This is a genomic window from Actinomadura rugatobispora (assembly GCF_055379765.1).
Genome location: NZ_AP029191.1, coordinates 8,322,075 through 8,346,020 on the forward strand (window position 1 = coordinate 8,322,075; position 23,946 = coordinate 8,346,020).

Annotated in this window: 17 protein-coding genes; 11 read left to right on the forward strand and 6 right to left on the reverse strand. The window is 70.3% G+C overall.

Going from position 1 to position 23,946, the window contains the following annotated elements; genetic code table 11:
• Positions 1-123: 123 nt before the first annotated feature.
• The 5 genes from ACZ466_RS37415 (at position 124) to ACZ466_RS37435 (ending at position 5,316) form a co-directional block, all read left to right on the forward strand.
• On the forward strand, positions 124-1,284 hold the full coding sequence (locus ACZ466_RS37415; protein ID WP_378292129.1) for a branched-chain amino acid ABC transporter substrate-binding protein: 1,161 nt from the start codon (positions 124-126) through the stop codon (positions 1,282-1,284).
• Positions 1,285-1,393: 109 nt separating this feature from the next.
• On the forward strand, positions 1,394-2,359 hold the full coding sequence (locus ACZ466_RS37420; protein ID WP_378292132.1) for a branched-chain amino acid ABC transporter permease: 966 nt from the start codon (positions 1,394-1,396) through the stop codon (positions 2,357-2,359).
• The gene (locus ACZ466_RS37425; protein ID WP_378292134.1) at positions 2,356-3,510 is read left to right on the forward strand and encodes an ABC transporter permease subunit; all 1,155 of its coding nucleotides are present in this window, start codon (positions 2,356-2,358) and stop codon (positions 3,508-3,510) included. Before ACZ466_RS37420 ends, ACZ466_RS37425 begins: the two co-directional genes overlap by 4 nt.
• 347 nt (positions 3,511-3,857) lie before the next feature.
• Complete coding sequence (locus tag ACZ466_RS37430; RefSeq protein WP_378292149.1) at positions 3,858-4,598, forward strand: ABC transporter ATP-binding protein; 741 nt, start codon at positions 3,858-3,860, stop codon at positions 4,596-4,598.
• Positions 4,588-5,316, forward strand: a complete 729-nt coding sequence (locus tag ACZ466_RS37435; protein WP_378292136.1) for an ABC transporter ATP-binding protein — start codon at positions 4,588-4,590, stop codon at positions 5,314-5,316. The genes ACZ466_RS37430 and ACZ466_RS37435 overlap by 11 nt, the downstream gene beginning before the upstream one ends.
• A 128-nt stretch (positions 5,317-5,444) precedes the next feature.
• Here the strand turns inward: ACZ466_RS37435 and ACZ466_RS37440 are convergent, their stop codons facing one another.
• Complete coding sequence (locus tag ACZ466_RS37440; RefSeq protein WP_378292138.1) at positions 5,445-6,008, reverse strand: DUF4352 domain-containing protein; 564 nt, start codon at positions 6,006-6,008, stop codon at positions 5,445-5,447.
• Between the two features lie 323 nt (positions 6,009-6,331).
• Positions 6,332-6,766 carry a PaaI family thioesterase gene (locus tag ACZ466_RS37445; RefSeq protein WP_378292140.1) on the reverse strand — a complete coding sequence of 145 codons (435 nt, stop codon included), beginning with the start codon at positions 6,764-6,766 and terminating at the stop codon, positions 6,332-6,334.
• A gap of 45 nt (positions 6,767-6,811) precedes the next feature.
• Here ACZ466_RS37445 and polA point away from each other — a divergent pair, with 45 nt between their 5' ends.
• The 6 genes from polA to coaE all read left to right on the forward strand — a co-directional run bounded on the left by polA (position 6,812) and on the right by coaE (position 16,637).
• Positions 6,812-9,556, forward strand: a complete 2,745-nt coding sequence (polA, locus tag ACZ466_RS37450; protein WP_378292142.1) for a DNA polymerase I — start codon at positions 6,812-6,814, stop codon at positions 9,554-9,556.
• Between the two features lie 327 nt (positions 9,557-9,883).
• Entirely contained in the window at positions 9,884-11,008 is a 1,125-nt protein-coding gene (locus ACZ466_RS37455; protein WP_378292144.1) for a polysaccharide deacetylase family protein, read from the forward strand.
• A 245-nt stretch (positions 11,009-11,253) separates the two neighbouring features.
• The gene (gene rpsA / locus ACZ466_RS37460; RefSeq protein WP_378292146.1) at positions 11,254-12,729 is read left to right on the forward strand and encodes a 30S ribosomal protein S1; all 1,476 of its coding nucleotides are present in this window, start codon (positions 11,254-11,256) and stop codon (positions 12,727-12,729) included.
• A gap of 765 nt (positions 12,730-13,494) precedes the next feature.
• Positions 13,495-15,441 (forward strand): endonuclease/exonuclease/phosphatase family protein, encoded by a 1,947-nt coding sequence (locus ACZ466_RS37465; protein WP_464041833.1) that lies wholly within the window; start codon positions 13,495-13,497, stop codon positions 15,439-15,441.
• A 37-nt stretch (positions 15,442-15,478) separates the two neighbouring features.
• Positions 15,479-15,973, forward strand: a complete 495-nt coding sequence (locus tag ACZ466_RS37470; protein ID WP_378288710.1) for a GNAT family N-acetyltransferase — start codon at positions 15,479-15,481, stop codon at positions 15,971-15,973.
• A 43-nt stretch (positions 15,974-16,016) separates the two neighbouring features.
• Positions 16,017-16,637, forward strand: a complete 621-nt coding sequence (gene coaE, locus ACZ466_RS37475; RefSeq protein ID WP_378288712.1) for a dephospho-CoA kinase — start codon at positions 16,017-16,019, stop codon at positions 16,635-16,637.
• A 131-nt stretch (positions 16,638-16,768) separates the two neighbouring features.
• Here coaE and ACZ466_RS37480 read toward each other — a convergent pair whose 3' ends face one another.
• Genes ACZ466_RS37480 through ACZ466_RS37495 form a run of 4 tightly spaced genes read right to left on the reverse strand, consistent with a single transcriptional unit; the run spans position 16,769 to position 23,726 of the window.
• Positions 16,769-17,992 carry a Wadjet anti-phage system protein JetD domain-containing protein gene (locus tag ACZ466_RS37480; protein ID WP_378288714.1) on the reverse strand — a complete coding sequence of 408 codons (1,224 nt, stop codon included), beginning with the start codon at positions 17,990-17,992 and terminating at the stop codon, positions 16,769-16,771.
• Positions 17,973-21,341: an ATP-binding protein gene (locus ACZ466_RS37485; RefSeq protein WP_378288716.1), complete on the reverse strand. Its 3,369-nt coding sequence runs from the start codon at positions 21,339-21,341 to the stop codon at positions 17,973-17,975. The genes ACZ466_RS37480 and ACZ466_RS37485 overlap by 20 nt, the downstream gene beginning before the upstream one ends.
• Entirely contained in the window at positions 21,334-22,188 is an 855-nt protein-coding gene (locus ACZ466_RS37490; protein ID WP_378288718.1) for a DUF4194 domain-containing protein, read from the reverse strand. The genes ACZ466_RS37485 and ACZ466_RS37490 overlap by 8 nt, the downstream gene beginning before the upstream one ends.
• Positions 22,185-23,726: a DUF3375 domain-containing protein gene (locus tag ACZ466_RS37495; RefSeq protein WP_378288720.1), complete on the reverse strand. Its 1,542-nt coding sequence runs from the start codon at positions 23,724-23,726 to the stop codon at positions 22,185-22,187. Before ACZ466_RS37495 ends, ACZ466_RS37490 begins: the two co-directional genes overlap by 4 nt.
• Positions 23,727-23,946 lie beyond the last annotated feature (220 nt).

Below are 23,946 nucleotides of genomic sequence, written 5' to 3' on the forward strand. Positions count from 1 at the left end.
GTACGACAGACCTGCTCCCTGACTGACCGGTTTCTCCAGAAGAGACACCGGGTGTCGGGGCATGTCTCGTACCCGATCCCCTCCCGGATCCGTATGGAAAGGTTGGGCACCTTGCGGCGCAACATGATGAGGATCACCGGCGCGGTGGCGGTGAGCGCGATGCTGACGCTCGGCGCCGCCGCGTGCGGCGGTGACGACGAAGGCTCGGGTGGTGGCGACGGTGTCACGATCGGGGTGATGGGTGACCTCACCGGTGAGAACTCGGGCCTGGTGATCCCGCCCAAGAACGGCGCGCAGCTGGCGATCGATCAATACAACGCGACCAACCCCAAGGTCAAGATCACTCTCAAGACCTATGACAGCCAGGGCAAGCCGGAGCAGGCGACCACCCTGGTGCAGGGCGCGATCAAGAACGACAAGATCGCGGGCCTGATCGGCCCGGCGTTCTCCGGCGAGTCGCAGAGCACCGGCCCGATCCTGGAGGAGGCCAAGGTCCCGAGCGTGTCGCCGTCGGCGACCCAGATCACGCTCGCGGAGAAGGGCTGGAAGTACTGGCACCGGGTGGTGGCCGACGACGCCGTGCAGAGCGCCGGCGCCGGCGAGTTCATCATCAACCAGCTCAAGGCCAAGAAGGTCTACACCGTCCACGACAACCAGGACTACGGCAAGGGCCTGGCCGACAGCATCGGCAACGCGGTGCGCGGCAAGGGCGCCGAGGTCCAGTCCGACCCGGTGGACGACAAGGCGACCGACTACTCCTCCACGGTCAACAAGATCAAGTCGTACAACCCGGACGTGGTCTACTACGGCGGCTACTACTCGGTCGCGGGCCGGCTGTTCAAGCAGCTCCGCGAGGCGGGCGTCAAGGCCAAGCTGATGTCGGGCGACGGCTCGGTGGCGACCGGCCTGATCGAGGGCGCCGGCCAGCAGAACGCCCAGGGCGTCCTGCTCAGCTGCGGCTGCCTGATCGACGAGGCGGGCACCACCAACGCCAAGAGCAAGAAGTTCGCCGACGACTACCTGGCGAAGTTCAAGACCCCGGTGGGCGTGTACTCCGGTGAGGGCTACGACGCGGCCACCGCGTTCATCGAGGCGGTCAAGGCGGGCAACACCGACCCGGAGAAGATCAACCAGTTCCTCTCCTCGGTGAGCTTCGACGGCGTCGGCAAGCCGATCAAGTTCGACGCCAAGGGCGAGCTCGCCTCCCAGGACATCTTCGTCTACGAGGTGAAGGACAACAAGCTGCCGCTGCTCGGCAACACCAAGGAGGCCAAGGTCGGGTAGGGGCCGGACTCGCCTTCTCGACCATCGCGCCCCTCCATGAGGCGCCCTGCAGGCGCGGGAGCGGGAGCGCACGGCGCGCTCCCGCTCCTTTTCACAAAGGCGACCAAAGGTGTTCGACGACTTCCTTAGTACTTTCTGGCCGTACACCATCGACGGCCTGGCGCTCGGGGCGATCTACGCCCTGGTGGCGCTCGGCTACACGATGGTCTACGGCGTCCTGCGGCTCATCAACTTCGCCCATGCCGAGATCTGGATGGTGGGGACGTTCGCGGCCCTGGGCACCGTCCAGCTGATGGGCGTCTCCAGCGTGGGCGGGTTCGCCCTCGTCGGCGTGGTGGCGGTCATGGCACTGGTGGCCGCCGCCGTCTCCGGCGGCAGCGCGATGCTGCTGGAGGTGGTGGCCTACCGCCCGCTGCGCAAGAAGGGCGCCTCCCGGCTGGCGGCGCTCATCTCGGCCATCGGCGCCTCGATCTTCCTGCAGCAGCTGTTCGCCACGGTCATCATCCCCAGGGTGTTCGGCAAGTCCGAGGCGCAGGGCAAGCTCCCGGTCGACCAGCACTTCGTGCAGCGCACCGACGTCATCGACATCGGGCCGATCGTGATCAGCAACGACAAGCTGATCGTGTTCCTCGGCGCGGTGCTGATGATGATCGCGCTGGACCAGTTCGTGAACCGCACCAAGCTCGGCCGCGGCATCCGCTCCACCGCGCAGGACCCCGAGACCGCCGTCCTGATGGGCGTCAACATCGACCGCGTGGTGTCGGCGACGTTCCTTGTGGGCGGCGCGATGGCCGGCGTGGCCGCGGCGCTGTACTTCCTGCGGTTCGAGCAGGCGTGGTACTTCGCGGGCTTCCTGCTGGGCATCAAGGCGTTCACGGCGGCCGTCCTCGGCGGGATCGGCAACATCCGCGGCGCGCTGGTCGGCGGCTTCGCGCTCGGGCTCTTCGAGATGTACGGCTCGAGCATCTTCGGTTCGCAGTGGCGGGACGTCGTCGCGTTCTCCGTGCTGATCCTGGTTCTCATGTTCCGTCCCACCGGAATCCTCGGTGAGTCTCTCCAGCAGGCGCGCGCATGAACCTCAAGAAGAATGGCAAAAGCGGCTCCGGCGGCGGCGTCGGCACGGCCCTGGACACGGTCCGCGACCGGTGGGCGGTGGCGCCCCGCCCGGCCCGCTGGGGCGTGTACGTACTGCTGATCATCGGCGCGCTGCTCCTGCCGAGCGAGGCGATCGGCTCGTTCATGGCCCCGTCGGGCGCCGACTGGGCGAGCATGCTGAGCGACCAGATCGGGATCTACGTCCTGCTGGCGCTCGGACTGAACGTCGTCGTCGGCATGGCGGGCCTGCTCGACCTCGGTTACGTGGCGTTCTACGCGGTCGGCGGGTACACGATCGGCATCTTCGGCACCAAGTACGGCTGGAGCTTCTGGGAGGTCCTGGTCCTCGCCATCCTGCTGTCGGCGCTGTCCGGGGTCGTCCTGGGCGGGCCGACGCTGCGGCTGCGCGGGGACTACCTGGCGATCGTGACGCTGGGCTTCGGTGAGATCGTCAAGAAGACCGTCAACAACAGCGACTACGTCAACGGGCCCCGCGGCATCCAGGGGATCCCGCGGCCGCCGTCGCTGTCGGAGTTCGAGATCTTCGGCGTGCAGCCGCTGAAGTACGGGTTCCTGGACTCGCGGCCGTACTACTACCTGCTGGTGTTCTTCATCGTGGTCACGATCATCTTCGTGAAGCGGCTGGAGCACAGCCGGGTCGGCCGGTCCTGGGCGGCGATCCGCGAGGACGAGGACGCCGCCGAGCTGATGGGCGTCCCGACGTTCCGGTTCAAGCTGGCCGCGTTCGCGATCGGCGCGGCGATCGGCGGCAGCGGCGGCGTGGTCTTCGCGGCCAAGCAGACCTCGATCAACCCGGAGAACTTCGTCTTCCTGGTGTCGGCGCTGATCCTGGCGTCGGTGGTGCTGGGCGGCTCGGGGAACATGCCGGGCGTCATCCTGGGCGCGTTCGTGCTGGCCTGGCTGCCCGAGCGGCTGCGGCTGTCGGAGGACTACCGGATGCTGCTGTTCGGCGCCGCCCTGGTGGCGATGATGGCGTTCCGTCCGGAAGGGCTGTGGCCGTCGCGGCAACGCAAGGCCGAACTGGCCGAGGGCACCGGAGGAATGGGCAGTATGGGCGCGGAGGTGGCCGGTCCCGGGTCCTCCGGTCCTGCCACGGAGGTGAGCAAGTGAGCGCGGAGGACAAGGGCTGGGCCGACGACCCGGAGCCGGGTCCGGGCGAGACCGCTCCGGACGCGACGGACAAGCCGGCCAAGGACGCCGCGGCCACGGACAGGCCCGCGACCGGCGAGACGGCCGCGGACACGCCGGCCGTGGACGACGAGGCGACGGCGGACGAGCCGGCCGCGGACAAGGCCGACAAGGCGCCGGAGGCCAAGGCGCCGAAGGCGAAGACGTCCGTGACGGAGGCGGCCGCCGCCGCGCCCGCCGCCGGCACGGCGCCCTCGGAGGCGGCGCCCGCTCCCGGCGAGGCACCGGGCGCCAAGGGCGAGCCGGTGCTGGAACTGCGCAAGGTGACCATGCGCTTCGGCGGCGTGGTGGCGCTGAACCAGGTGGAGCTGTCCATCGCCGCGGGCGAGATCTTCGCCCTGATCGGCCCCAACGGGGCGGGCAAGACCACGGTGTTCAACGTGACCACCGGGGTCTACCGTCCCACCGAGGGGCAGGTCGTCTTCGGCGGGCAGCGCATCGACGGCAAGAAGCGCTTCGCGGTGACCAAGCTCGGCGTGGCCCGCACGTTCCAGAACGTGCGGCTCTTCCAGAACATGACGGCGCTGGAGAACGTCATGGTGGGCGCCGACGCGCACCACCGCACCGGCTTCGTCGGCGCGGGCCTGGGACTGCCCTGGCACCGCCGGGAGGAGCGCGCTGGCCGCGAGAAGGCCCGGGAGCTGCTGGAGTTCGTCGGCATCCCGCACCGGCTGGAAGAGGCGGCCAAGAACCTGCCGTACGGCGACCAGCGGCGGCTGGAGATCGCCCGGGCGCTGGCCACCGATCCCAAGCTGCTGCTGCTGGACGAGCCCGCGGCGGGCATGAACCCGGCGGAGAAGATCGCGCTGCAGGAGCTCATCCGCAAGATCCGCGACTCGGGCCGCACCGTGCTGCTGATCGAGCACGACATGGGCCTGGTGATGGGGATCAGCGACCGGATCGCGGTGCTGGACTTCGGCCAGAAGATCGCCGAGGGCCGGCCGGCCGACGTGCAGAACGACCCGCGGGTCATCGAGGCGTACCTGGGGGCTCCGGCCGATGCTTCTTGAGATCAAGGACATCCACGTCCACTACGGCAAGATCGCGGCGCTCAAGGGCGTGTCGGTCGAGGTCGGCGAAGGCGAGATCGTCACGCTGATCGGCGCCAACGGCGCGGGCAAGACGACCACGCTGAAGACGATCTCGGGGCTGCGCCCCCTGTCGTCGGGCGCGATCGTCTTCGACGGCGCCGACATCAGCCGGACGCCCGGGCACAAGCGGGTGCTCGCCGGGATCGGGCAGGCCCCGGAGGGCCGGGGGATCTTCCCCGGCATGACGGTCGAGGAGAACCTCCTCATGGGCGCCTACACCCGCAAGGGGGACTTCGGCGCCGAGCTGAAGGAGGCCTACGAGCTGTTCCCGCGCCTGGCCGAGCGCAAGGGCCAGGCGGGCGGCACGATGTCCGGCGGCGAGCAGCAGATGCTGGCCATCGGGCGCGCGCTGATGGCCAAGCCCAAGGTGCTGCTGCTGGACGAGCCGTCGATGGGCCTGGCGCCGATGCTGGTGCAGCAGATCTTCTCGATCATCGAGGAGATCAACCGGCGCGGCACCACGGTGCTGCTGGTAGAGCAGAACGCGCAGCAGGCCCTGCAGATCGCGCACCGGGCGTACGTGCTGGAGACCGGCCGGGTGGTCAAGGCCGCGCCGGCCGCCGAGCTGCTGGACGACCCGCAGGTGCGCGCGGCGTACCTGGGCGGCGACCTGGGCGAGGCGGCGTCGTCCGGCTGACCGCAGGCGCCGTGACCGCGACCATGTCGTGACCGCGACCGCGACCGCGACCGTGGCCGTGGCGGGTTCGCCGTGTGAGACGGCGGCCCGCCGCGGCCGCGTCGCGTTCCAGCCCGGGGGAGCCCCCGCTAGGGGAGCCTGATCTCGGCGCCGGGCGGGTCGGAGACGGCGCCGACCGTGGGCCAGCCGAAGAGGCGGATGCCCCGTACCGGCGTGGTGCCGGGGACGTCGTACCAGAGGTCGAACTCGGCCCGCATCGCCGCGCCCACCGACAGCCGCTCGGGCTGCCGCTTGACCATGGTGGCGTTCACGTCCGGGACGTGCGCGCGGCCGTCGGCGGTGAGGAGCACCTGCTTCCAGGTGTCGAAGACCTGGATGTCGCGGCCCCGGTTGACGACCAGGATCCGCACCCGCGCGTACCGGCCCTTGGGGACCATCCCGGCGTGGGTGCCGAGGATCTCGCGGATGCCGTCCCGGTAGCCGAGGACGGTGAACTCCAGGTCGGCGCTGCGTCCCGTCCGGCCGCGGACCGCCCGTTCGCCGTCGCGGACCCGTTCGGCCGGGAGCTCGTAGGTGGGGGTGGCGCCCGAACCGGGGGAGGAGCCCGATGCGCCCGAGCAGGCCGTGAGGGCGGACGGCGCCAGTGCCGCGGCGGCGCAGGCGGCCACCAGCCGTGCGATCACCGGTCTCATGGGCCGAACCTAGGCCGGTCCGCCGCGCTGGTGAACGGCCCGATCGCATTCGCAACCCAACCGCAACCGGTGATCGGCGGTCACCGGTGTCGCGCGGCCCGGAGGCGCCGAGAGCGTACGAGCAGGTCAGGCCCGGCCGGGCCGGGGCATGCACAGGCCCAGGACCACCTTTGGGGCCGCGCGAACCTTCCCCGGACACGCACGTTGTCTACTCAGTGATCCCGGGCCGTTCCGATCAACGCTACCGACCGTTCGCCGTCCACCGCAAAGAAAGTCCCCGACAAGTAGGTGCAAAACCCGCCAAAAGCCTGGAACGGTCCTGGTCAGGTCGAGGGCTTGTCACGCAGCATGCAGGTGATCCTGGCCGTGCAGACCCGGCGGTCCCGATCATCGGAGATCACCACGTCGTAGGTGGCGAGGGTGCGCCCGCCGTGCAGCCGGGTGGCGACCCCGGTCAGCCAGCCCTCGGTGGCCGAGCGGTGGTGGGTGGCGCTGATCTCGATCCCCATCGCGATCCGGCCCGGCCCCGCGTGCAGCGCCGAGCCGACCGACCCCAGCGACTCGGCGAAGACGCAGGAGGCGCCGCCGTGCAGCAGGCCGTACGGCTGGGTGTTGCCCTTGACCGGCATCCGGCCCACCACGCGCTCCGCGGAGGCCTCCAGGTACTCGATCCCCATGGACCTCGGCAGGTCGCCGTACGCCTCGCCGCCGGTGCTCTCCACCACCGCGGCGAGGTGATCCCGCTGCTCCTCGGTCATCGAAGCCTCCCTCGAACTGTCGTACGCGCAGACTAGAGTCCAGGTGTGGCGACCACACCAACGACCCCTGACAAGGCGCCGGCCGCTGACAGCGCGCCGGCGGCGAAGCGAGACCGGCTCCTCCTGCTCGACGGGCACTCCCTGGCCTACCGGGCGTTCTTCGCGCTGCCGGTGGAGAACTTCAGCACCACCGACGGCCAGCCCACCAACGCGGTGTACGGCTTCACCTCCATGCTCATCAACGTGCTGCGCGACGAGGAGCCCACCCACATCGCGGTGGCCTTCGACCGCTCCGAGCCCACGTTCCGGCACGAGCAGTACGTGGAGTACAAGGCCGGCCGGCAGAAGACGCCCGACGAGTTCCGCAGCCAGGTCAGCCTGATCTTCGAGGTGCTGGACGCGCTGCGGATCCCGCGGCTGTCGGTCGCCGGGTTCGAGGCCGACGACATCATCGCCACGCTGTCGGTCCAGGCCACGGAGGCCGGCATGCAGAGCCTGATCGTGACCGGTGACCGCGACGCCTTCCAGCTGGTCGACGAGAACGTGACGATCCTCTACCCGGTCCGGGGCGTCTCGGAGCTGTCCCGGATGGACCCGGCCGCCGTCGAGGCCAAGTACGGGGTGCCGCCCGAGCGCTACCGCGAGCTGGCCGCGCTGGTCGGCGAGACCAGCGACAACCTGCCCGGCGTGCCCGGCGTCGGCCCCAAGACCGCCGCCAAGTGGCTCACCAAGTACGGCGACCTGGACGCCCTCGTCCAGCACGTCGACGAGATCAAGGGCAAGGCCGGTGACAACCTGCGCGAGCACCTGGGCCAGGTGCTGCGCAACCAGCAGATCAACAAGCTCGACTGCGAGGTCGGCCTGGAGATGCGGCCGCCGCAGCTGTCGATGGGCCAGTGGGACCGCGAGGAGATCCACACCCTGTTCGACTCGCTGCAGTTCCGGGTGCTCCGCGAACGGCTGTACGCCACCCTGTCCACCGCCGAGCCGGAGGCCGACGAGGGCTTCGAGGTCGACCGGCGGGCCCTGGAGCCCGGCGAGCTGCCCTCCTGGCTGGAGGAGCACGCCGGGCCCGCGCACCGCACCGGCGTCGCGATCACCGGCTCCTGGGGGCGCGGCACCGGCGAGGTCACCGGGATCGCGCTGGCCTCGACCCTGCCCGGCGAGTCGGGCACCCCCGCGGTGCACCTCGACCCGGCCGAGCTGAACGAGGACGACGAGCGCGCCCTGGCCGCGTGGCTGGCCGACCCGTCCCGTCCCAAGGCGCTGCACGAGGCCAAGGGCCCGATGCTGGCGCTGGCCGCCCGCGGCATGGACCTCCAGGGCCTCACCAGCGACACCGCGCTGGCCGCCTACCTCGCCCTGCCCGGCCAGCGCACCTTCGACCTGGCCGACCTCGTCCTGCGCTACCTGCACCGTGAGCTGCGCGCCGAGTCCGACGACTCCGGGCAGCTCACCCTCGACGGGTCCGGCGAGCAGGAGGCCGCCGACGACCTGGCCGTGCGCGCCCGCGCCGTCGCCGAGCTCGCCGACGTCCTCGACCAGGACCTGGAGAAGCGCGGCGCCACCCGGCTGCTGCACGAGGTCGAGCTGCCGCTGGTGCGCGTCCTGGCCGACATGGAGCGCGCCGGGATCGCGGTGGACGCCGAGCGGCTGGCCTCGCTGGAGGCCACCCTGGGCGCCCAGGAGAAGGAGCAGGAGCAGCTCGCCCACGCCGCCGTCGACCGCCAGTTCAACCTGGGCTCGCCCAAGCAGGTCCAGCAGGTGCTGTTCGACGATCTGGGGCTGCCCAAGACCAAGCGCACCAAGACCGGCTACACCACCGACTCCGAGGCCCTCACCAACCTGGCGGAGAAGAACCCGCACCCGGTCCTCGACCACATCCTGCGCTGGCGCGAGGTCTCCAAGCTCAAGAGCATCGTCGCCTCGCTGATCCCGATGGCCGACGACGCCGGGCGCATCCACACCACGTTCAACCAGATGGTCGCCGCCACCGGCCGGTTGTCCTCCACCGACCCCAACCTGCAGAACATCCCGATCCGCACCGCCGAGGGCCGCCAGATCCGCGAGGGGTTCGTGGTCGGGCCGGGCTACGCGACGCTGCTCACCGCCGACTACAGCCAGATCGAGCTGCGGATCATGGCGCACCTCTCCGAGGACGACGCCCTCCTGGAGGCCTTCCGCGCCAAGGCCGACTTCCACACCATCACCGCCTCCCGCGTGTTCGGGCTGCCTCCCGAGCAGATCGACCCCGAGCTGCGCGCCCGCATCAAGGCGATGAACTACGGCCTCGCCTACGGCCTGTCGGCCTACGGGCTCTCCCAGCAGCTGCGGATCTCCCCGGACGAGGCGCGCGGCCTGATGGAGGAGTACTTCCAGCAGTTCGGCGGCGTCCGCGACTACCTGCGCGACGTCGTCGAGCGGGCCCGCAGGGAGGGCTACACCGAGACCATCCTCGGCCGCCGCCGCTACCTGCCCGACCTGACCTCCGACAACCGCCAGCGCCGCGAGATGGCCGAGCGGATGGCCCTGAACGCCCCCGTCCAGGGTTCGGCCGCCGACATCGTCAAGGTCGCGAGCCTCAACGTCGACCGCGCCCTGCGCGAGCACGCGCTGCGCTCCCGCATGCTCCTGCAGGTCCACGACGAGCTGGTGTTCGAGGTGGCCGAGGGCGAGCGGGAGACGCTGGAGGCCCTGATCCGCGAGCAGATGGCCGGCGCGTACGAGCTCCGCGCCCCCCTCGAGGTGAGCATAGGCACCGGCCACACCTGGCAGGCCGCCGCCCACTGACCCGCCCGGCGCGCCCACTGACCCGCCCACTGACCCGCCCGGGGCGCCCTCGGGCCGCCCCGGGGGCACCGTGGGCGGCTCGGATCACGACGCCTCGGTGAGGCTCCGCGGGGGCGGGGCGGGGCGCTCCCGTCCGGGGGTGCCAGTCGCCACGCGGGGCGGTCGGTCAAGGGACGGATCGATCATGGTCATCGGGCGGTTTCGGTGGGCGCGATACCGGGTTGTGGGAGATCATGTCCGGGTACGGCAAGCCGTGTCCGCTTGGTTCGGGGCCGTGCCGCCGTATTTCCTATTCCGGCCCTGTCAGCGCTGATCGACGGGAGACCCGTGCCACTCCTTCACAAGATCGCCGCAGCTGTCGTGGTCGCGGCCGTGGTCCTCGGACTGTGGCTGCCGGGGGAACCGGCGGAGACGCCGAGTACGGTGGCCGCCCGTGCCGGGGGCAAGGAACCGGTGCCGGCCGGCAAGGTCGACGACGTGCGCCTCGGCGACCGCGCGGCCGGGCCGGGAGCCGCTCCGGGGCCGGCGAAGGCCCCCGTCCACGTCGGGCCCCTCCGGCCCGCGACGCCGGCCGCCGCCGCCGTCCAGGCCAACGAGCTCGGCCAGGTCCCGGTGCTCATGTACCACCGCATCGTGGAGAAGCCCACGCTCGCGCTGGACCGCACGGTCAAGGAGTTCCGCGAGGAGCTGGTCCGGCTGGCCCGCGGCGGGTACGTGCCGATCACCGCGGGGGAGTTCGTGACGGGACGGATCAACGTGCCCGCGGGCAGGCATCCGGTGGTGCTGACCTTCGACGACAGCACGCCGGAGCAGTTCTCGCTCGACCCGCAGGGGCGTCCCAAGCCGGGCACCGCGGTGGCGATCCTCCAGGAGGTAGCCCGGCAGCACCCGGGTTTCCGCCCGACCGCGACGTTCTACCTCAACAAGGAGCTGTTCGGCCTGGCCTCCCAGGAGGCCGCGGGGCTGCGCTGGCTCACGCAGAACGGGTTCGAGCTGGGCAACCACACGCTGACCCACAGGGACCTGTCCACGCTGTCCAGGAAGGAGGTGGAGAAGGAGATCGGCGACGTCGAGGCCAAGATCGTCTCGCTGACCGGGGCGCACACCGCCACGCTCGCCTACCCGTTCGGCTCCGAGCCCGACAAGCGGTCGTGGGCGGAGAAGAAGGACGGCTCCTACGCCTTCCGGGGCATCTTCCTGGCCGGGTGGAAGCCCTCCGAATCCCCGTTCGACACGGAGTTCGACCGGCTGGCCGTCGCCCGTGTACGCTCGGAAGGCAAGATCAAGGAGAACGACTGCACGCGCTACTGCTCCACCGCCTGGCTCGAGGAGCTGGATAGGAACCCGGCGACGCGGTACACCTCGGACGGCGATCCGAACACGATCACGTTCCCGAAGTCCGAAGAGGACCGGCTCGTCAAGGAGCTGCGCGGGCAGGGCCGGATCTACTGAGGCCCTCCGAACCCCCCCGAACCGCCCCCCGATTGACCACGGCGGCCTGGTCCAATATGCTGATCGCTGCGCTGTGGGCTTGCGCAGGCTTCGGACGGAGCAAGCTCGCGCTCGGTCAGGTCGACATCGGTTTCTCTGACGCGGCGGTTTTCCCGCCACGTCCCTCCGGTCATCGGCAGGGCGGATAACGGCCCTCCGCGCAGTTCAGGCAACTACGCATGTCCGTATCCGGAGCCAGCCGACACATGACGAGCAGCACCGAGGCAACCTCGACCACCCCGCAGGTAGCGGTCAATGACATCGGGTCCGAGGAAGCCTTCCTCGCCGCGATCGATGAGACCATCAAGTACTTCAACGACGGCGACATTGTCGAAGGCACTGTCGTCAAGGTCGATCGTGACGAGGTCCTCCTCGACATCGGCTACAAGACCGAGGGCGTCATCCCCTCGCGTGAGCTGTCCATCAAGCACGACGTCGACCCGAACGAGGTCGTGACGGTCGGCGACCACGTCGAGGCCCTGGTCCTCCAGAAGGAGGACAAGGAGGGCCGGCTGATCCTGTCCAAGAAGCGCGCCCAGTACGAGCGCGCCTGGGGCACGATCGAGAAGATCAAGGACGAGGACGGCATCGTCACCGGGACCGTCATCGAGGTCGTCAAGGGCGGCCTCATCCTCGACATCGGCCTGCGCGGCTTCCTGCCCGCGTCGCTGGTGGAGATGCGCCGGGTGCGGGACCTGCAGCCCTATGTCGGGCGCGAGCTCGAAGCCAAGATCATCGAGCTGGACAAGAACCGCAACAACGTGGTCCTGTCCCGCCGCGCCTGGCTGGAGCAGACCCAGAGCGAGGTCCGCCAGACCTTCCTCAACACCCTGCAGAAGGGCCAGGTCCGCAAGGGCGTGGTCTCCTCCATCGTCAACTTCGGCGCGTTCGTCGACCTGGGCGGCGTGGACGGCCTGGTGCACGTCTCCGAGCTGTCCTGGAAGCACATCGACCACCCCTCCGAGGTCGTCGAGGTCGGCCAGGAGGTCACCGTCGAGGTCCTGGACGTCGACATGGAGCGCGAGCGCGTGTCGCTGTCGCTCAAGGCGACCCAGGAAGACCCGTGGCAGCAGTTCGCCCGCACCCACCAGATCGGCCAGGTCGTGCCGGGCCGCGTCACCAAGCTGGTGCCGTTCGGCGCGTTCGTCCGGGTCGAGGAGGGCATCGAGGGCCTGGTGCACATCTCCGAGCTGGCCGAGCGCCACGTGGAGATCCCCGAGCAGGTCGTCCAGGTCGGCGACGAGATCTTCGTGAAGATCATCGACATCGACCTCGACCGGCGCCGGATCAGCCTGTCGCTCAAGCAGGCCAACGAGAGCGCCGCGGGCATCGAGGAAGAGGACTTCGACCCGACGCTCTACGGCATGCCCGCCGAGTACGACGAGCAGGGGAACTACAAGTACCCCGAGGGCTTCGACTCCGAGACCGGCGAGTGGCTCGAGGGCTACGACACCCAGCGCGAGACCTGGGAGCGGCAGTACGCCGAGGCCCGGTCCCGCTTCGACGCCCACCGCAAGCAGATCGAGGAGGCCCGCAAGGCCGAGGCCGAGGCCGAGGGCGGCGGCGCCCCGGCCGGGGAGACCTCGTACTCGGGCGGCGGCGGCGAGGAGACCTCCGGCGGCGCCCTGGCGACCGACGAGGCGCTGGCCGCGCTCCGCGAGAAGCTGTCCGGCGGCCAGTGATCCGGACGCGCTGAGCAGGACACTCTGACGGCCGCGTGCCGTCCCGAAAGGGGCGGCGCGCGGCCGTCGCCCTTTCCCGCCCCACCCCGAACGCACACGGCTCACTCCGCCCGCCGAAGCGCATTCGCGCTCCGCAGGGGCCGCTTCGGCGCACCCTTGAGAGACCCGCCACCCGCCGCCCCCGAGCGCCTGCTCGCCCGACTGCGGCCTACGGTCCGCTCGGGCCTGCCAGAGCGTGTGCGTGCTTCTCAGAGCGTGCCACCGCCAGGCCGCGCCCACCTTCTGGCGGCGAAAGCGGACGCGGCGGCGGCCTCGCAGGCGTCGTCGACCTGATCCGCGAAAAGGGCCTGGTCATCGACCTGTACGCCCGCGTCGCGCCGGTCGGCATCGAGATCCCGCCCACCTGCCCGGCGGCCTGGGACGCCGCATGCTGCGCGCCCTGCCCGGCACGCCGCGCGGAACGTTCCGCGCTCCCGAGCGCGGCGCGGGGGCGGCGAAGGCGGGATGTGGGGAGGGTGTTCGGGGGGATCGTGGCGCGGGCGGCCTTCTCGGGCTCTAGGCTCTGGATCGGGCTTGGTCCCGGAGCGGTTCCGGGGCCGGCGCCATCCGTTCGGGCGGGCGACCGATCCGGGGTGTTCTCCTCCGGAATCGTGGGTTTTCCGGCGGTTGCGCGACTCGCGGTGGGCGACGCTCGTGTTGGCCACCGGTACGCGCGATCATGGGTCGGCTCGCTCGTTCCGCTCGTCCCCGGGAGCATCCGTTCAATTGGCCAGCACAGACCTAGGCATCAGGACCGGCGAACCGGCCGGGCCGCCGATCGTTCCGCAGGGCCCGGCGCGGCTCGCGCTGATCGCGATCACGGTGGCGGTGCTCGCGCAGACCCTGCGCTCCGCGCTTCCCCAGTACGACCATTTCGCCGACACGGCGGGCACCGCGGTCGCGGGCGCCGTCGTCCTGGCGGTGTACCTGGCCGGGTTCGCCGGGCCGCTGATCAGGAAGGCCGCCGGGCCGCGCGGCCTGCTGCTGGCCGGGGTCGGCGGGCTGCTGGCCGTGCGGCTGCTGGCGCAGGCGCTGACGCCGCAGACGTGGCTGGCCTTCGTCGGCACGGCGGTCGGCATGATCGCGGTCGGGGCGCTGTACGAGGGCGCGCGCGGGCTGTCCGGCGTGGGGTTCGCCACCGCCACCGTCGCGGGCCTGTCGGCCGACGGCGCGGTGCGGATGGCGTTCGCGACCTGGGACGCCTCCTGGCGCTCGGGGATCGGCCCGTGGCTGGCCTGCCTGCTGTTCGTGGGCCTGGGCGCCGCCGCGCTCTACCGGGAGCTGTCCTCGGGCGCGGTGGCGGCGCCGGGGATCTCCTGGCAGGACGCGTTCGGCGCCGCGGCGTTCGGGCCGTTCCTGGCGCTGCAGGTGCTCGTGCTGTCCAGCCCGGCGTTCGTGGCCTCGGCGGGGTGGCTGTCGCTGACGGCCGCGCACGTGGTGATCGTGGTCGGGCAGGGGCTGGCGCTGGCGTTCCTGGCGTCCGGGCTGGCCGTGCGGGCGGTGCCCGGCGGCGTGTGCGTGCTCGGCGGGACGCTGCTGGGCGTGGGCGCCGGGGCGGTCGCCGGGACGTACGCCGTCGCGGGCGTCGAGGTGGTCCCGGTCGTGATCGTCGGCCAGGTGCTGTCGGCCTGGCTGCTGGCGGTGGCGTGCCGGGCGCCGCTGCGCCGGGCCGGTGTCGGCGGGCCGGTGCAGCGGATCGACGTGGGCGCCGCCACCGGCGGCCTGCTGATCGGGCTGATCCTGGTGTCGTACCAGGTCAGCGCGCTGGAGCCGATGCCGTTCCCGAACAACCTGCTGCCCGGCCTGGCGGGCATCGCGCTGGGCGCGCTGGCCGCGATCGCCGCCGCCCGCGGCGGGCCGCTGCCCGCGCGGGCGCCGCTGCGGGCGCTGACCGCCGGCGCCGCCGCGCTGGTCCTGCTGCTCGGCACGGCGGTCTTCACGGTGGCGGGCCCGGACGGCGAGGCGAAGGCGGCCCCGGCCGACGGCCGCATCCGCGTCGTCAGCTACAACATCCACGACGCCGTCGGCCCCAGCGGGCGGCTGAATCCGGAGGCCGTCGCCGCGACCATCGAGTCGCAGCGCGCCGACGTGGTGCTGCTGCAGGAGGCCGGGCGCGGGTCGCTGCTGTCGGGGACGACCGACGTGGGCGTGTGGCTGTCGCGGCGGCTCGGGATGAAGCTGCTGTGGGGCCCGGCGGCCGACGGCCAGTTCGGCAACGCGATCCTGACCTCGCTGCCGGTGGAGCGGTCGGGCACGGGCCGGATGCCCAAGGGCGACTGGTCGCAGATCCGCGGGTACGTGTGGGCCCGGGTGCGGGTCGGCGGGCAGACCCTGGACGTGTGGTCGACCCATCTGGAGGGCGGCGCCGACCAGTCCGCCGAGCGGGGCCGGGAGATCGCCGCGCTGCTGCGGGCGTGGGGCGGCGCCCCGCGCACCGTGATCGCGGGCGACTTCAACGCCGGGCCGGGCAGCGCGGAGATCTCGCGGATGCTGGACGGCACCGAGCTGCGCAGCGCCGCGCCCAGCGGGGACCCGGCGCCGACCACCGGGGACGGCCGCCGGGTCGACTGGATCTTCGGCACCGACGACCTGATGTTCGGCGACTACGACGTGCCGCGGTCGTCGGCGTCCGACCACTATCCCGTCGCGGTGACGGTCCGGATCGGGCAGTGAGGGGACGGGGCGCGCGGGCGCCGCTAGGGTCGCGCCCATGAGCGAACCGACGGCCTCGATCGAGCGGGCCGGCCCTGACGACGCGGGCGAGATCCTGACGCTGCAGCGCGCGGCCTACGTCGCCGAGGCGCAGCTCTACGGCGACCCGTTCATCCCTGCGCTGGTCGAGTCGTACGACCAGATGCGCAGGCTGCTGGAGGGCGACGCGGCGGTGCTCAAGGCGGTGTCGGGGCGGCGCCTGGTGGGGGCCGTCCGCGCCCAGTTCAGCGAGCACACCTGCCTGGTGGGCCGTCTGGTGGTGGCCCCGGACATGCAGGGGCGCGGCATCGGCGGCCGGCTCATGCGCGCCCTGGAGGAGGAGGTGGCCGGGCGCGCCGACGCCTGCGTGCTGTTCACCGGCCACCTGAGCGAGGACAACCTGCGCCTCTACCGGCGGCTCGGCTACAGCGAGACCCACCGTGAACGGGTCGCGGCCCATCTCACGCTCGTGCACATGCGCAAGGCCCTCGTCCCCGCCGCGGCCGGGGGCTGACCCTCCGCCGGTGGCCGTGACGCGGCGGCACTACTGTGGTGCCGTGCTGAAAGTGGGACTTACCGGCGGTATCGGATCCGGCAAGAGCGAGGTGTCGGGACGGCTGGCCAAGCATGGCGCGGTGGTCATCGACGCCGACCGGATCGCGCGCGAGGTGGTCGAGCCCGGGACCCCCGGGCTGGCCGCGGTGGTGGCCGAGTTCGGCGAGGGGGTCCTGCTGCCCGATGGCGGGCTGGACCGCCCGAAGGTCGGCTCGATCGTGTTCTCCGACCCGGAGCGGCTGGCGGCGCTGAACGCGATCGTCCACCCCCTGGTGGGGAAGCGGACGCAGGAGCTGATGGAGGCCGCGCCCGAGGACGCCATCCTCGTCTACGACGTCCCGCTGCTGGCCGAGAACGGCCTCGGGGAGATGTACGACCTGGTGGTGGTCGTGGACGCCCCCGTCGAGACCCAGCTGGAGCGGCTGACGGGCCGCCGCGGCATGACCGGGGAGGACGCCCGCGCCCGGATCGCCGCGCAGGCCTCCCGCGAGGACCGCCGCGCCATCGCCCACCACGTGATCGACAATTCCGGCTCCCTCGACGACCTCCGCGCCCAGGTCGACGACCTCTGGAAGGACCTCACCCGCCGCGCCCAGACCGCTGAGCCGATGCCAGAGCAATGAACTACGGATTCCCCCCTGGGACTGAGGCTCTCAGGGGAGGAGCGGGCGTTTCAGGGCCGTCTCGCCTTGTTGCAGCGCCCGGCGACCGGAACTGCGTCGCATGGTTTGTCTGCGCACCCGCGGCATAGCAGTCAAGAGCCCGAAGACATCTGGTCCGCCTTCCGGATGGCGTTGGTGAGTGCCGAGTGGGCGTGGGGCCATGGGATGCGTTCTTGCTCGAGTAGCAGGCCGGCGCCGTGCTTTGCGGCATGATGCACAAGATGGCGGTAGAGAGCCGCCTCGGCGTCGGTGAGATGCGGGACGACGCTTCTCCGGGGGACCGTGCCCTTGACCGCGAGGTGCCGGAAACGCTCGAGCGTGGGGAGGTCCATGAGGAGCGAACGGGCAGGCACTCCACGTCCGCGGAGATCGCTGACGAACTGCAGCCCGGGAGCATCGATGTCGCCCCAGTAAAAGACCGCGCGAGCGTTTCGCACCCAGGAGATCCGGGCGTAGTCCGCGATGTTGAAGCCCTGACCGTGCAGTACGACGGTGTCTGCCTGGTCGTCGGTGATGGCGTAGCCGGTTTCCTTGTTCTCGAGGATGATTACTACCCGCGGGTGCCGGGGCCACCGCTCGAGGTCCTCACGAGAGGTGGCGAAGTGCCTCATTCCGGCCATCCGGGAGCGTAGCTCGGGATCGAGCACGGCGACCTGGATCAGCTCGGGTGGTAGGCGAAGCCCGAGGCGTTCATGCAGCCGTCTCCGGGTGGATCCGGATGCGGCGTCCTCGGCTGGAGGAACGCCGTCGTCCCCCTCTCCGATGAGGGCCAGGACGAGGGCGGCGTGCCTGCTGAGCCACTTGGTGTCGATGCCTTCGATGGGCAACTGGCGCAGCAGGCGGTCGGACGTCGGGTTCTCCTTCAGCCAGGCGGCCGTGTCGACCAAGCGCTGATAGTCCCGTTCCGTCAGCTCGGTCATCCGCCGGATCACTCCACTGAAACGTGCGTCGGGGAACTCGTGCTGCAGTCTGGTGAGACGATCGCCGCACCGCGTCCACGTGGCGCGAGTGACCGGCAGAGCCGCCGCCACCTCGCGCGGTCGATCGAGGATCAGTGTTCTGGGCATGGCATGGGTTCCCGTCGGGAACCTGAGCCTCGTGTGGTCTACCGTCCCGGGGCCTTCGTAAACAGCCCATCTCGCGGCCCAGGCGTGGCAGGCCACGGGGTCGGCGGAGCGTTGCCGCGGGGTCGGCGGATGCAGGGAGATCCGCAGCGGCCAGGTGCCTTTGCCTCGTGCCCAGTCGGGGTAATCGCGTTCGAACCTGGTGCCCAACTGCCCGAGTACGTCGTCCGGCTCACGCATCCGTGGCTCCATCGGCCTCGGCGACCCGCCGGGCGGCGAGTTCGCCGAAGGAGGCGGTGGCGGCGTTGGAACGCGCGCCTTCGGCCGTGGAACGCTTCTCGACCAGGATCGCCTGGCCGATGAAGGGCTCGAGCACACCGGACATGCGGATCGGTGCGGCGATAAGGAGCTGGAAACCGAATTCGTCGAACGCCGCCAGCGCCTGTGCCGAGAAGGTCTCGTCGGACTTGCTGAATGCTTCGTCCAGCATCAGGGCCGCGAAGCGCGGTCGTCCGCCGGAGCCGGCGTCCGCGAGGTTGTAGCTGAGGGCTGCCGCGAGACAGAAGGCGACGAGCTTCTCCTGCTCTCCACCCGAGTTGGAGGCGGTGTTGCGATGGGTGTTGACCGTGACTCCGTCCGGTGTCTCCTCGCGTCCATAGAACGCGTAGCCCTGCCGGACGTCCAGGACGTTCTCCGTCCAGCGGCGTGATTCGGCGTCGTCGGCGGTGAAGCGTTTCATCAACCTGCGGACGCGCTTGAACTGCCCCATCGACGCCTCGGCGTTCGCCGGCGCGGCCGCCTCGTGGCGCAGGAGCGCGTCGACGTGGGAACGGAACTCCCTGCTCTCCGTGAACGGTTTGACCGTATAGGCGATCTGTAGACGGGTTCCGGTGTTGAACTCCGTTCGCCGCAGCCCCTCGTTCACCATCTCGACGCGCTCCCGGATCTGTCTGGCCGCCTCCTCGATGGCGCGTTGCACGAACATGATCGACGGCACCATGTCCCGGCTGATCATGAGTTGGAACCTGCCCATGGCCTCCGGTAGCCGGCGTTCGCTGATCTCGTCGTGCAGCGCGGCGAAGTCGCCGCCGGAGCGCTCGACATCGCCGGTGCCATCGGGTGCGGAATCTGGCCACTTATCCAGGAAGCGGTTGATGTCTCCCTTCATCCCGCTCAGAGCGAGGTCGTGGCGTGATCTGGCCTTCTGATGCCGTCGCTCGAGGTCGCTGCGAAGGAGTTGCCGAAGATGAGGCATGCCTTCGGACGAAACAGCTGCATCGAGCTTGACGAGCAAGGCATCGAGGTACTCCCGGTCGCCGTCGTCGACCGTGTGCGGCCGAGGGCTCTGCCGGGCGAGTTCCCCGGTCAGCGTCTCTTGTCGCCGCTCGCTCTGGGTGATCCGGTTGCGCAGGTCGGAACAGGCGTCGTTCAGTCCCTGCCACGCGGTCTTGGCGGCGTCGCGTCGTTCTTCCAGTCGTCGGAGGTCGACATCGTTCTCCTTGATCTCATGGATCCGTTCGGTGAGCTCGTCGATCTCGTGCTGGGAGCGCCTGTGGTCGAGGTCGCCCCAGGCACTGTGGGCTACGACCTGTTCGGCCGCATGAACCACCTGATCGATTGCGGTGTTCCGGCGATCCAGGTCGTCCGCTCCGGCCGCGGCCTTGTCCCTTTTCGACTCGAGCTCGGTGATCTCTGCCTGCAGTGCTTCGCGCTTGGTCACGACATCTGCGCCGAGAATGTACGACGAGGGGCTCGTCAACTCCGGCCGGTCATCCTTGCGGTAGTGGTTGCCGGGCAGCTTCACGGTCCCCCGCACCGTGACCGCCACCCGATGTTCGTCGAGATCGCGGGCCGACCCGACACAGACGTGTTCGAACCTGCGGGCCACCTGCCCTGCGAGCCAGGGGCCGTACGGATGCCCGGTGTTCACACCGAGCTTGCTCGCCAACGTGCCAGGTTCCGGGCGCGGTTGGTGCTCGGACGCCGCGGTGACCACGCTGTACTCGACGATGCCGTGCATATCGTTCTCGTCGATGAAGGTCTTGACGGCGTGTTGCCGGTCAGCGGGCACCAGCAGCCGGAGCCCGTAGTTGCGCAGCACCTTCTCGGCCGCGGGCCGCCAGCGCTCTTCACCGGGCAGAACGTCGAGCAGTTCGGCCACGTACGGCAGCTCCGCCGCTGAGAGGCCCGACTGCTTCGCGATCAGGTCGCGGCGCCGCAGTTCCTTGGAGGGAATCAGCGAGCCGGCCCTGACGAGCGCTTCCAGCTCCTCCTGCCTGGCCTGGAGATCGCGCTTCGCGTTGGCGGCCTCCGCGAACGCGTCGTGCAGCACGGGCTTGAGCTCTTCCTTCTCGGCCGCCGCATGATCGCGCTTTGAGCGGACCATGCCCCGCAGGGCGAGGAAGGCGTCCTCGTCGTCCGGCGGGGCGAGTTCAAGCCGACGGAGGTGGCTGGCGTAGATATCGAACGCGCGCTTCCTGTGGTTGAACTCCGTCCGGGCGGACTTCAGCCGGGTGCCGAGCTGGTCGAGTACGTCGCTCGCGCGCGTGAGCTGGTTCTCCAGGGAGAGGTAGTTGCTTTCCGCCTGGTCGGCGAGCTGGAGTTGCTCCTCCAGCCGGCCGCCCAAGTGCTCCAGCTTCTCGGCCAGCCCTTCGATCTCCGTGCGGAGAACACCGAGGTGAACGGCCCGAAGGTAGCGGTCGACGGGGGCGCCGAGAAGCCGCTCGGTGAGCGCGGCCTCCTTCCTCGCCTCGCCGTACGCATGCCAGTGACCGGGGATCGGGGCGAGGATCTTGAGCTGTTCATGAGCACGGCGGGCGGTCTCGTACGCCTCGTTGAGAGGGGTGAAGGCGTCCTCCATGCGCTGCGCCGCCGCATAGGTGGCGGGCGTGTCCAGCATGTTCTCGCGGACGAACAGGTTGAGGTCGCCGACGTTCTTCATCGCCTTGGCCTTGCCCAGCAGCGACAGCGCCGTCTTGGAGGTGCCGAGCCCAATGCGCTTGCGCAGCTGACGGGTATAGGCCTCCGGGCCCTCGGGGCAGTCGGCGGGGTACGCCTTCCCGAGCCATCTCGTGTCGAACCCCCTCGCGGCCCACCCCTCCAGTGTGATCAGTTCGAAGTGGCCGTCATGCAACCGGTACATCGACTTCAGGGCCGAGCCGTCGGTCTCGGTCCCGGAGAACCACTTCACGACCACGGCGGTGGTCACCGAGCCGAGTCCGTCGTCGTAGGTGGCTCCGACGGCCGACCAGGTCGGTTTGCCGCCACGCAGGTAGCGGACCTGCGATCGGCCTTGTTCGTCGTCGGTCTCGGACCATGCGCCACGAACGTAGTCGGCCACGCTGCGCGTTCCCTGCTTCGCGCCGCGCGCGGTCAGGTCCGCCGAGGCATTGAAACGCTGGTCGCGGGTCGGTAGCAGCGCGATCGAATGAGCGTCCATCAGGGACGACTTGCCGGAACCCGACGGTCCGGTGAACAGGACACCGCGCGCGTCGATCGGGAAGTCCTTGTACCCGCAGAACGTGCCCCAGTTGATCACCTGGAGCCGGGCCAGGCGGAACTGGCCCGCAAGGACTCCGCGGTTCGTGAGATCGTCAGACATCGGCGGTGCCTCCCCTTTCCCCCTCCGCAGAGCCGTCGTCTTCCACGTCCTTCCGTTCACCGCGTTCGTCGACGCCGGCCGTGTCGCCTTCGTCGGCGTGCTGGAGCGTGCCGTCGGCGATCGCCCGGTAACGGTCGCTGAGCGCCTCGACGCGCTCAGCGGTGAGGATCGAGGTGATGACGCCGTAGATGACGTAGCGTCCGGTGCCCTTGATGGGCTTGATGATCGCCGCATCCTCCAGCGTCTTGATCGCGGTGCGTGTCTTCTTGTCGAATGCGGCGTCGTCGGTGTCGTTCTTCCGCCGGTACGCGAGCATGTGGTCGACCATGTCCGTCGTCTCGACCACCGGGGCGTCCGGCGCGAGCACGTACTGGTTGTACAGATACAGGCAGAGCGCGCTCGCCGCGAGGCTGAGCGTCTTGGTCCGCAGGATCGCGCGGCCGTGGGGGCTCGGGTCGCCGCCCTGGCGGGTGAAGGCGTAGCCGTGCTCGCGGTTGATCTCCAGCACGAGCCCCAGCTCGGAGAGCCGGACACGGAGTTGGTCCGCGTACTGGACGACCGCCGCCCAGGCCTTCCGCGACTGCTCGCTGACGTGCGGCGCGGCGACCAGTGCCTGGAGAGCCCAGCATGCCTCGGCCGGCAGTTCGCCTGTGTCCCCGTCGAAGCGGGGCGGGCGCGCCGGGCCTTCGACGAGGGTGCCGGCGGTGCGGTCGTCGTCTTCCTCGAACACCTTGGCCAGCGTGTCCTCGGAGATGACGGCCGAGGCGGTTCGTCCAGGGGTGTGCGGGCCGGTGAGCGCCTCCTCGTCGAAGATCGCTGCGAAGGAGGGGTCAGGTGGGCCGGTCATCCGGAGTCTCCTTCCAAGAGGGACAGCTGCCCGGGCCGGGCGTGCTCGTGGGAAGTGGGGACGGTCGGGTCGGGGATCGGCTCACCGAACACCAGGTAGGGGAGTGTGATCTCACGGGGCCCGCGGTCGGTGTGAGCGAGCACACTGACCTGGGCGTCGCGATCGACCTCGCCATACCGGTTGGCGAGCGACCAGACTGCGATGATGTCGCCCGTGCGCGCGCCCGGCAGATGCTCCAGCACCTCGGGCAGGGTGGCGATGTCGCCGTGCGCCGCCATCGCCGCGTGTACCGCGTCGCGTAGGGCGAGCCAGTCGATCGACTCACGGCCTGCGAGAGCGGCCGGATCTATGTCGAACTCGTCCCCCGAATCGATCACCGGATCGGGGGCTGCCGGGCTGCCCTCGTCCAGCCGCAGCCGTCCGACGGAGGAGGTGTCGGCACCGCTCATGGGAATGGGGAACCCGATGTCGCGCCCGCCGTGCGTGACCTGGAACGCGTCGGCGGCCAGCGCCTGTGCCTCACTGATCCTGGTTCGCATGCCGCGGTAGTGCGCGGCGTCACCACCCCGGACGAAGGTGCTCATCCGCCGGAAGGCGATGCCCCGGGTCTGTTCCACCTCTTCGACGCGTTGCCACATCGCGTTGATGAATCCGCGCAGGATCTCCGCCAGGTGATCGGGCAACCCCTCCAGCTGCGTCAGGATCGCGTCGATGTCGGACTCCAGCTGGGCCCGTTGCGACGGCGTTCCGACCAGGGTGGCGAAGGCGCGGAACGCCTGCCCTTCCGGCGAGTCGGCGATGACATCGTGTCCGGCGAACATGCGGTCGAGGGTCTGCGCGAACTCCGCGGGATCGTCCGAGAGGCTCTGCCGGAGCAGCATGGCCGTGTTGGCGTGCATCTGCTCTCCGTACCTGGCCAGGTCGGCGGGGATCCGCTCGACCAGCTGAGCCACCGCGGCCACCCTGTCGATCAGCTCCCCGGCGTCGACGTCGACCGCCTCGCCGCCGTCGATCCGGTCGCGCTGGGCGGCCAGTACCGTGATCTGCTCGTCGATGGCCCGCCGTCGCGTGTTCGGGTCGGGATCGGACTCGGTGGCGATCTGCCGCAGCTCGGCCATGACCATCGACAGGGCGGACTGGGTCGCGACCGAGCTCTGCTGCCGGAGGCCGCGCATCTGGCGGACGGCGTGCGCGGCGCCGGTGGTGAGCTGGTAGCGCTCGGTCCGGGTCTCGGCGTCGATGCTTCGGTGCACCCAGCCCTTCTTCACCCACGTCGTCAGCATCCGCTCGGCGCCCAGCTGAACCGGATCGTCCGCGTCATGCTCGCCTGAGGTGAGGCCGCGCTCCAGCGCGGGCAGATCCTCGTCGAGCATGGCCGTCAGCGAAATCCCGTCGACGATCTGGCCGTCACCCAGGTGCGCGGCCATCAGCGCCATGGAGACTAGGGCGTGCTTCGACCTGAGGAGTGACATCGCGACATCTGCCGCGGATCCGGTGCGGAACTCGTGGAAGAACTGCTCGGCGCTCTTGGCTGCCACCCGGGGAGATCACCTCCGTGCGATCGGTGCTTCCGCCGCCGGGTGCCAGTCTCACCCGCGGGTACGACAAAACGTCACGATCCCTGTACTCAGGGTTTCTGCGGACGTGGGTCTCGGTCGTCGATCTCCGGGGCTTCCGGCTGTGCGGCGGTGTCCGACGCGGGGAATGTCAACGCCCCCTTCCATTGGTGATGGTCTTCACCATAAAGTGCTTCTTGGT

Bases quoted from the DNA above. Each gene is read 5' to 3' on its own strand.
- ACZ466_RS37415 (WP_378292129.1), top strand. From the start codon at position 124: ATGATGAGGATCACCGGCGCGGTGGCGGTGAGCGCGATGCTGACGCTC.
- ACZ466_RS37425 (WP_378292134.1), top strand. From the start codon at position 2,356: ATGAACCTCAAGAAGAATGGCAAAAGCGGCTCCGGCGGCGGCGTCGGC.
- ACZ466_RS37430 (WP_378292149.1), top strand. From the start codon at position 3,858: ATGCGCTTCGGCGGCGTGGTGGCGCTGAACCAGGTGGAGCTGTCCATC.
- ACZ466_RS37435 (WP_378292136.1), top strand. From the start codon at position 4,588: ATGCTTCTTGAGATCAAGGACATCCACGTCCACTACGGCAAGATCGCG.
- ACZ466_RS37440 (WP_378292138.1), bottom strand. From the start codon at position 6,008: ATGAGACCGGTGATCGCACGGCTGGTGGCCGCCTGCGCCGCCGCGGCA.
- ACZ466_RS37445 (WP_378292140.1), bottom strand. From the start codon at position 6,766: ATGACCGAGGAGCAGCGGGATCACCTCGCCGCGGTGGTGGAGAGCACC.
- rpsA (WP_378292146.1), top strand. From the start codon at position 11,254: ATGACGAGCAGCACCGAGGCAACCTCGACCACCCCGCAGGTAGCGGTC.
- ACZ466_RS37470 (WP_378288710.1), top strand. From the start codon at position 15,479: ATGAGCGAACCGACGGCCTCGATCGAGCGGGCCGGCCCTGACGACGCG.
- ACZ466_RS37480 (WP_378288714.1), bottom strand. From the start codon at position 17,992: ATGGAGCCACGGATGCGTGAGCCGGACGACGTACTCGGGCAGTTGGGC.
- ACZ466_RS37485 (WP_378288716.1), bottom strand. From the start codon at position 21,341: ATGTCTGACGATCTCACGAACCGCGGAGTCCTTGCGGGCCAGTTCCGC.
- ACZ466_RS37490 (WP_378288718.1), bottom strand. From the start codon at position 22,188: ATGACCGGCCCACCTGACCCCTCCTTCGCAGCGATCTTCGACGAGGAG.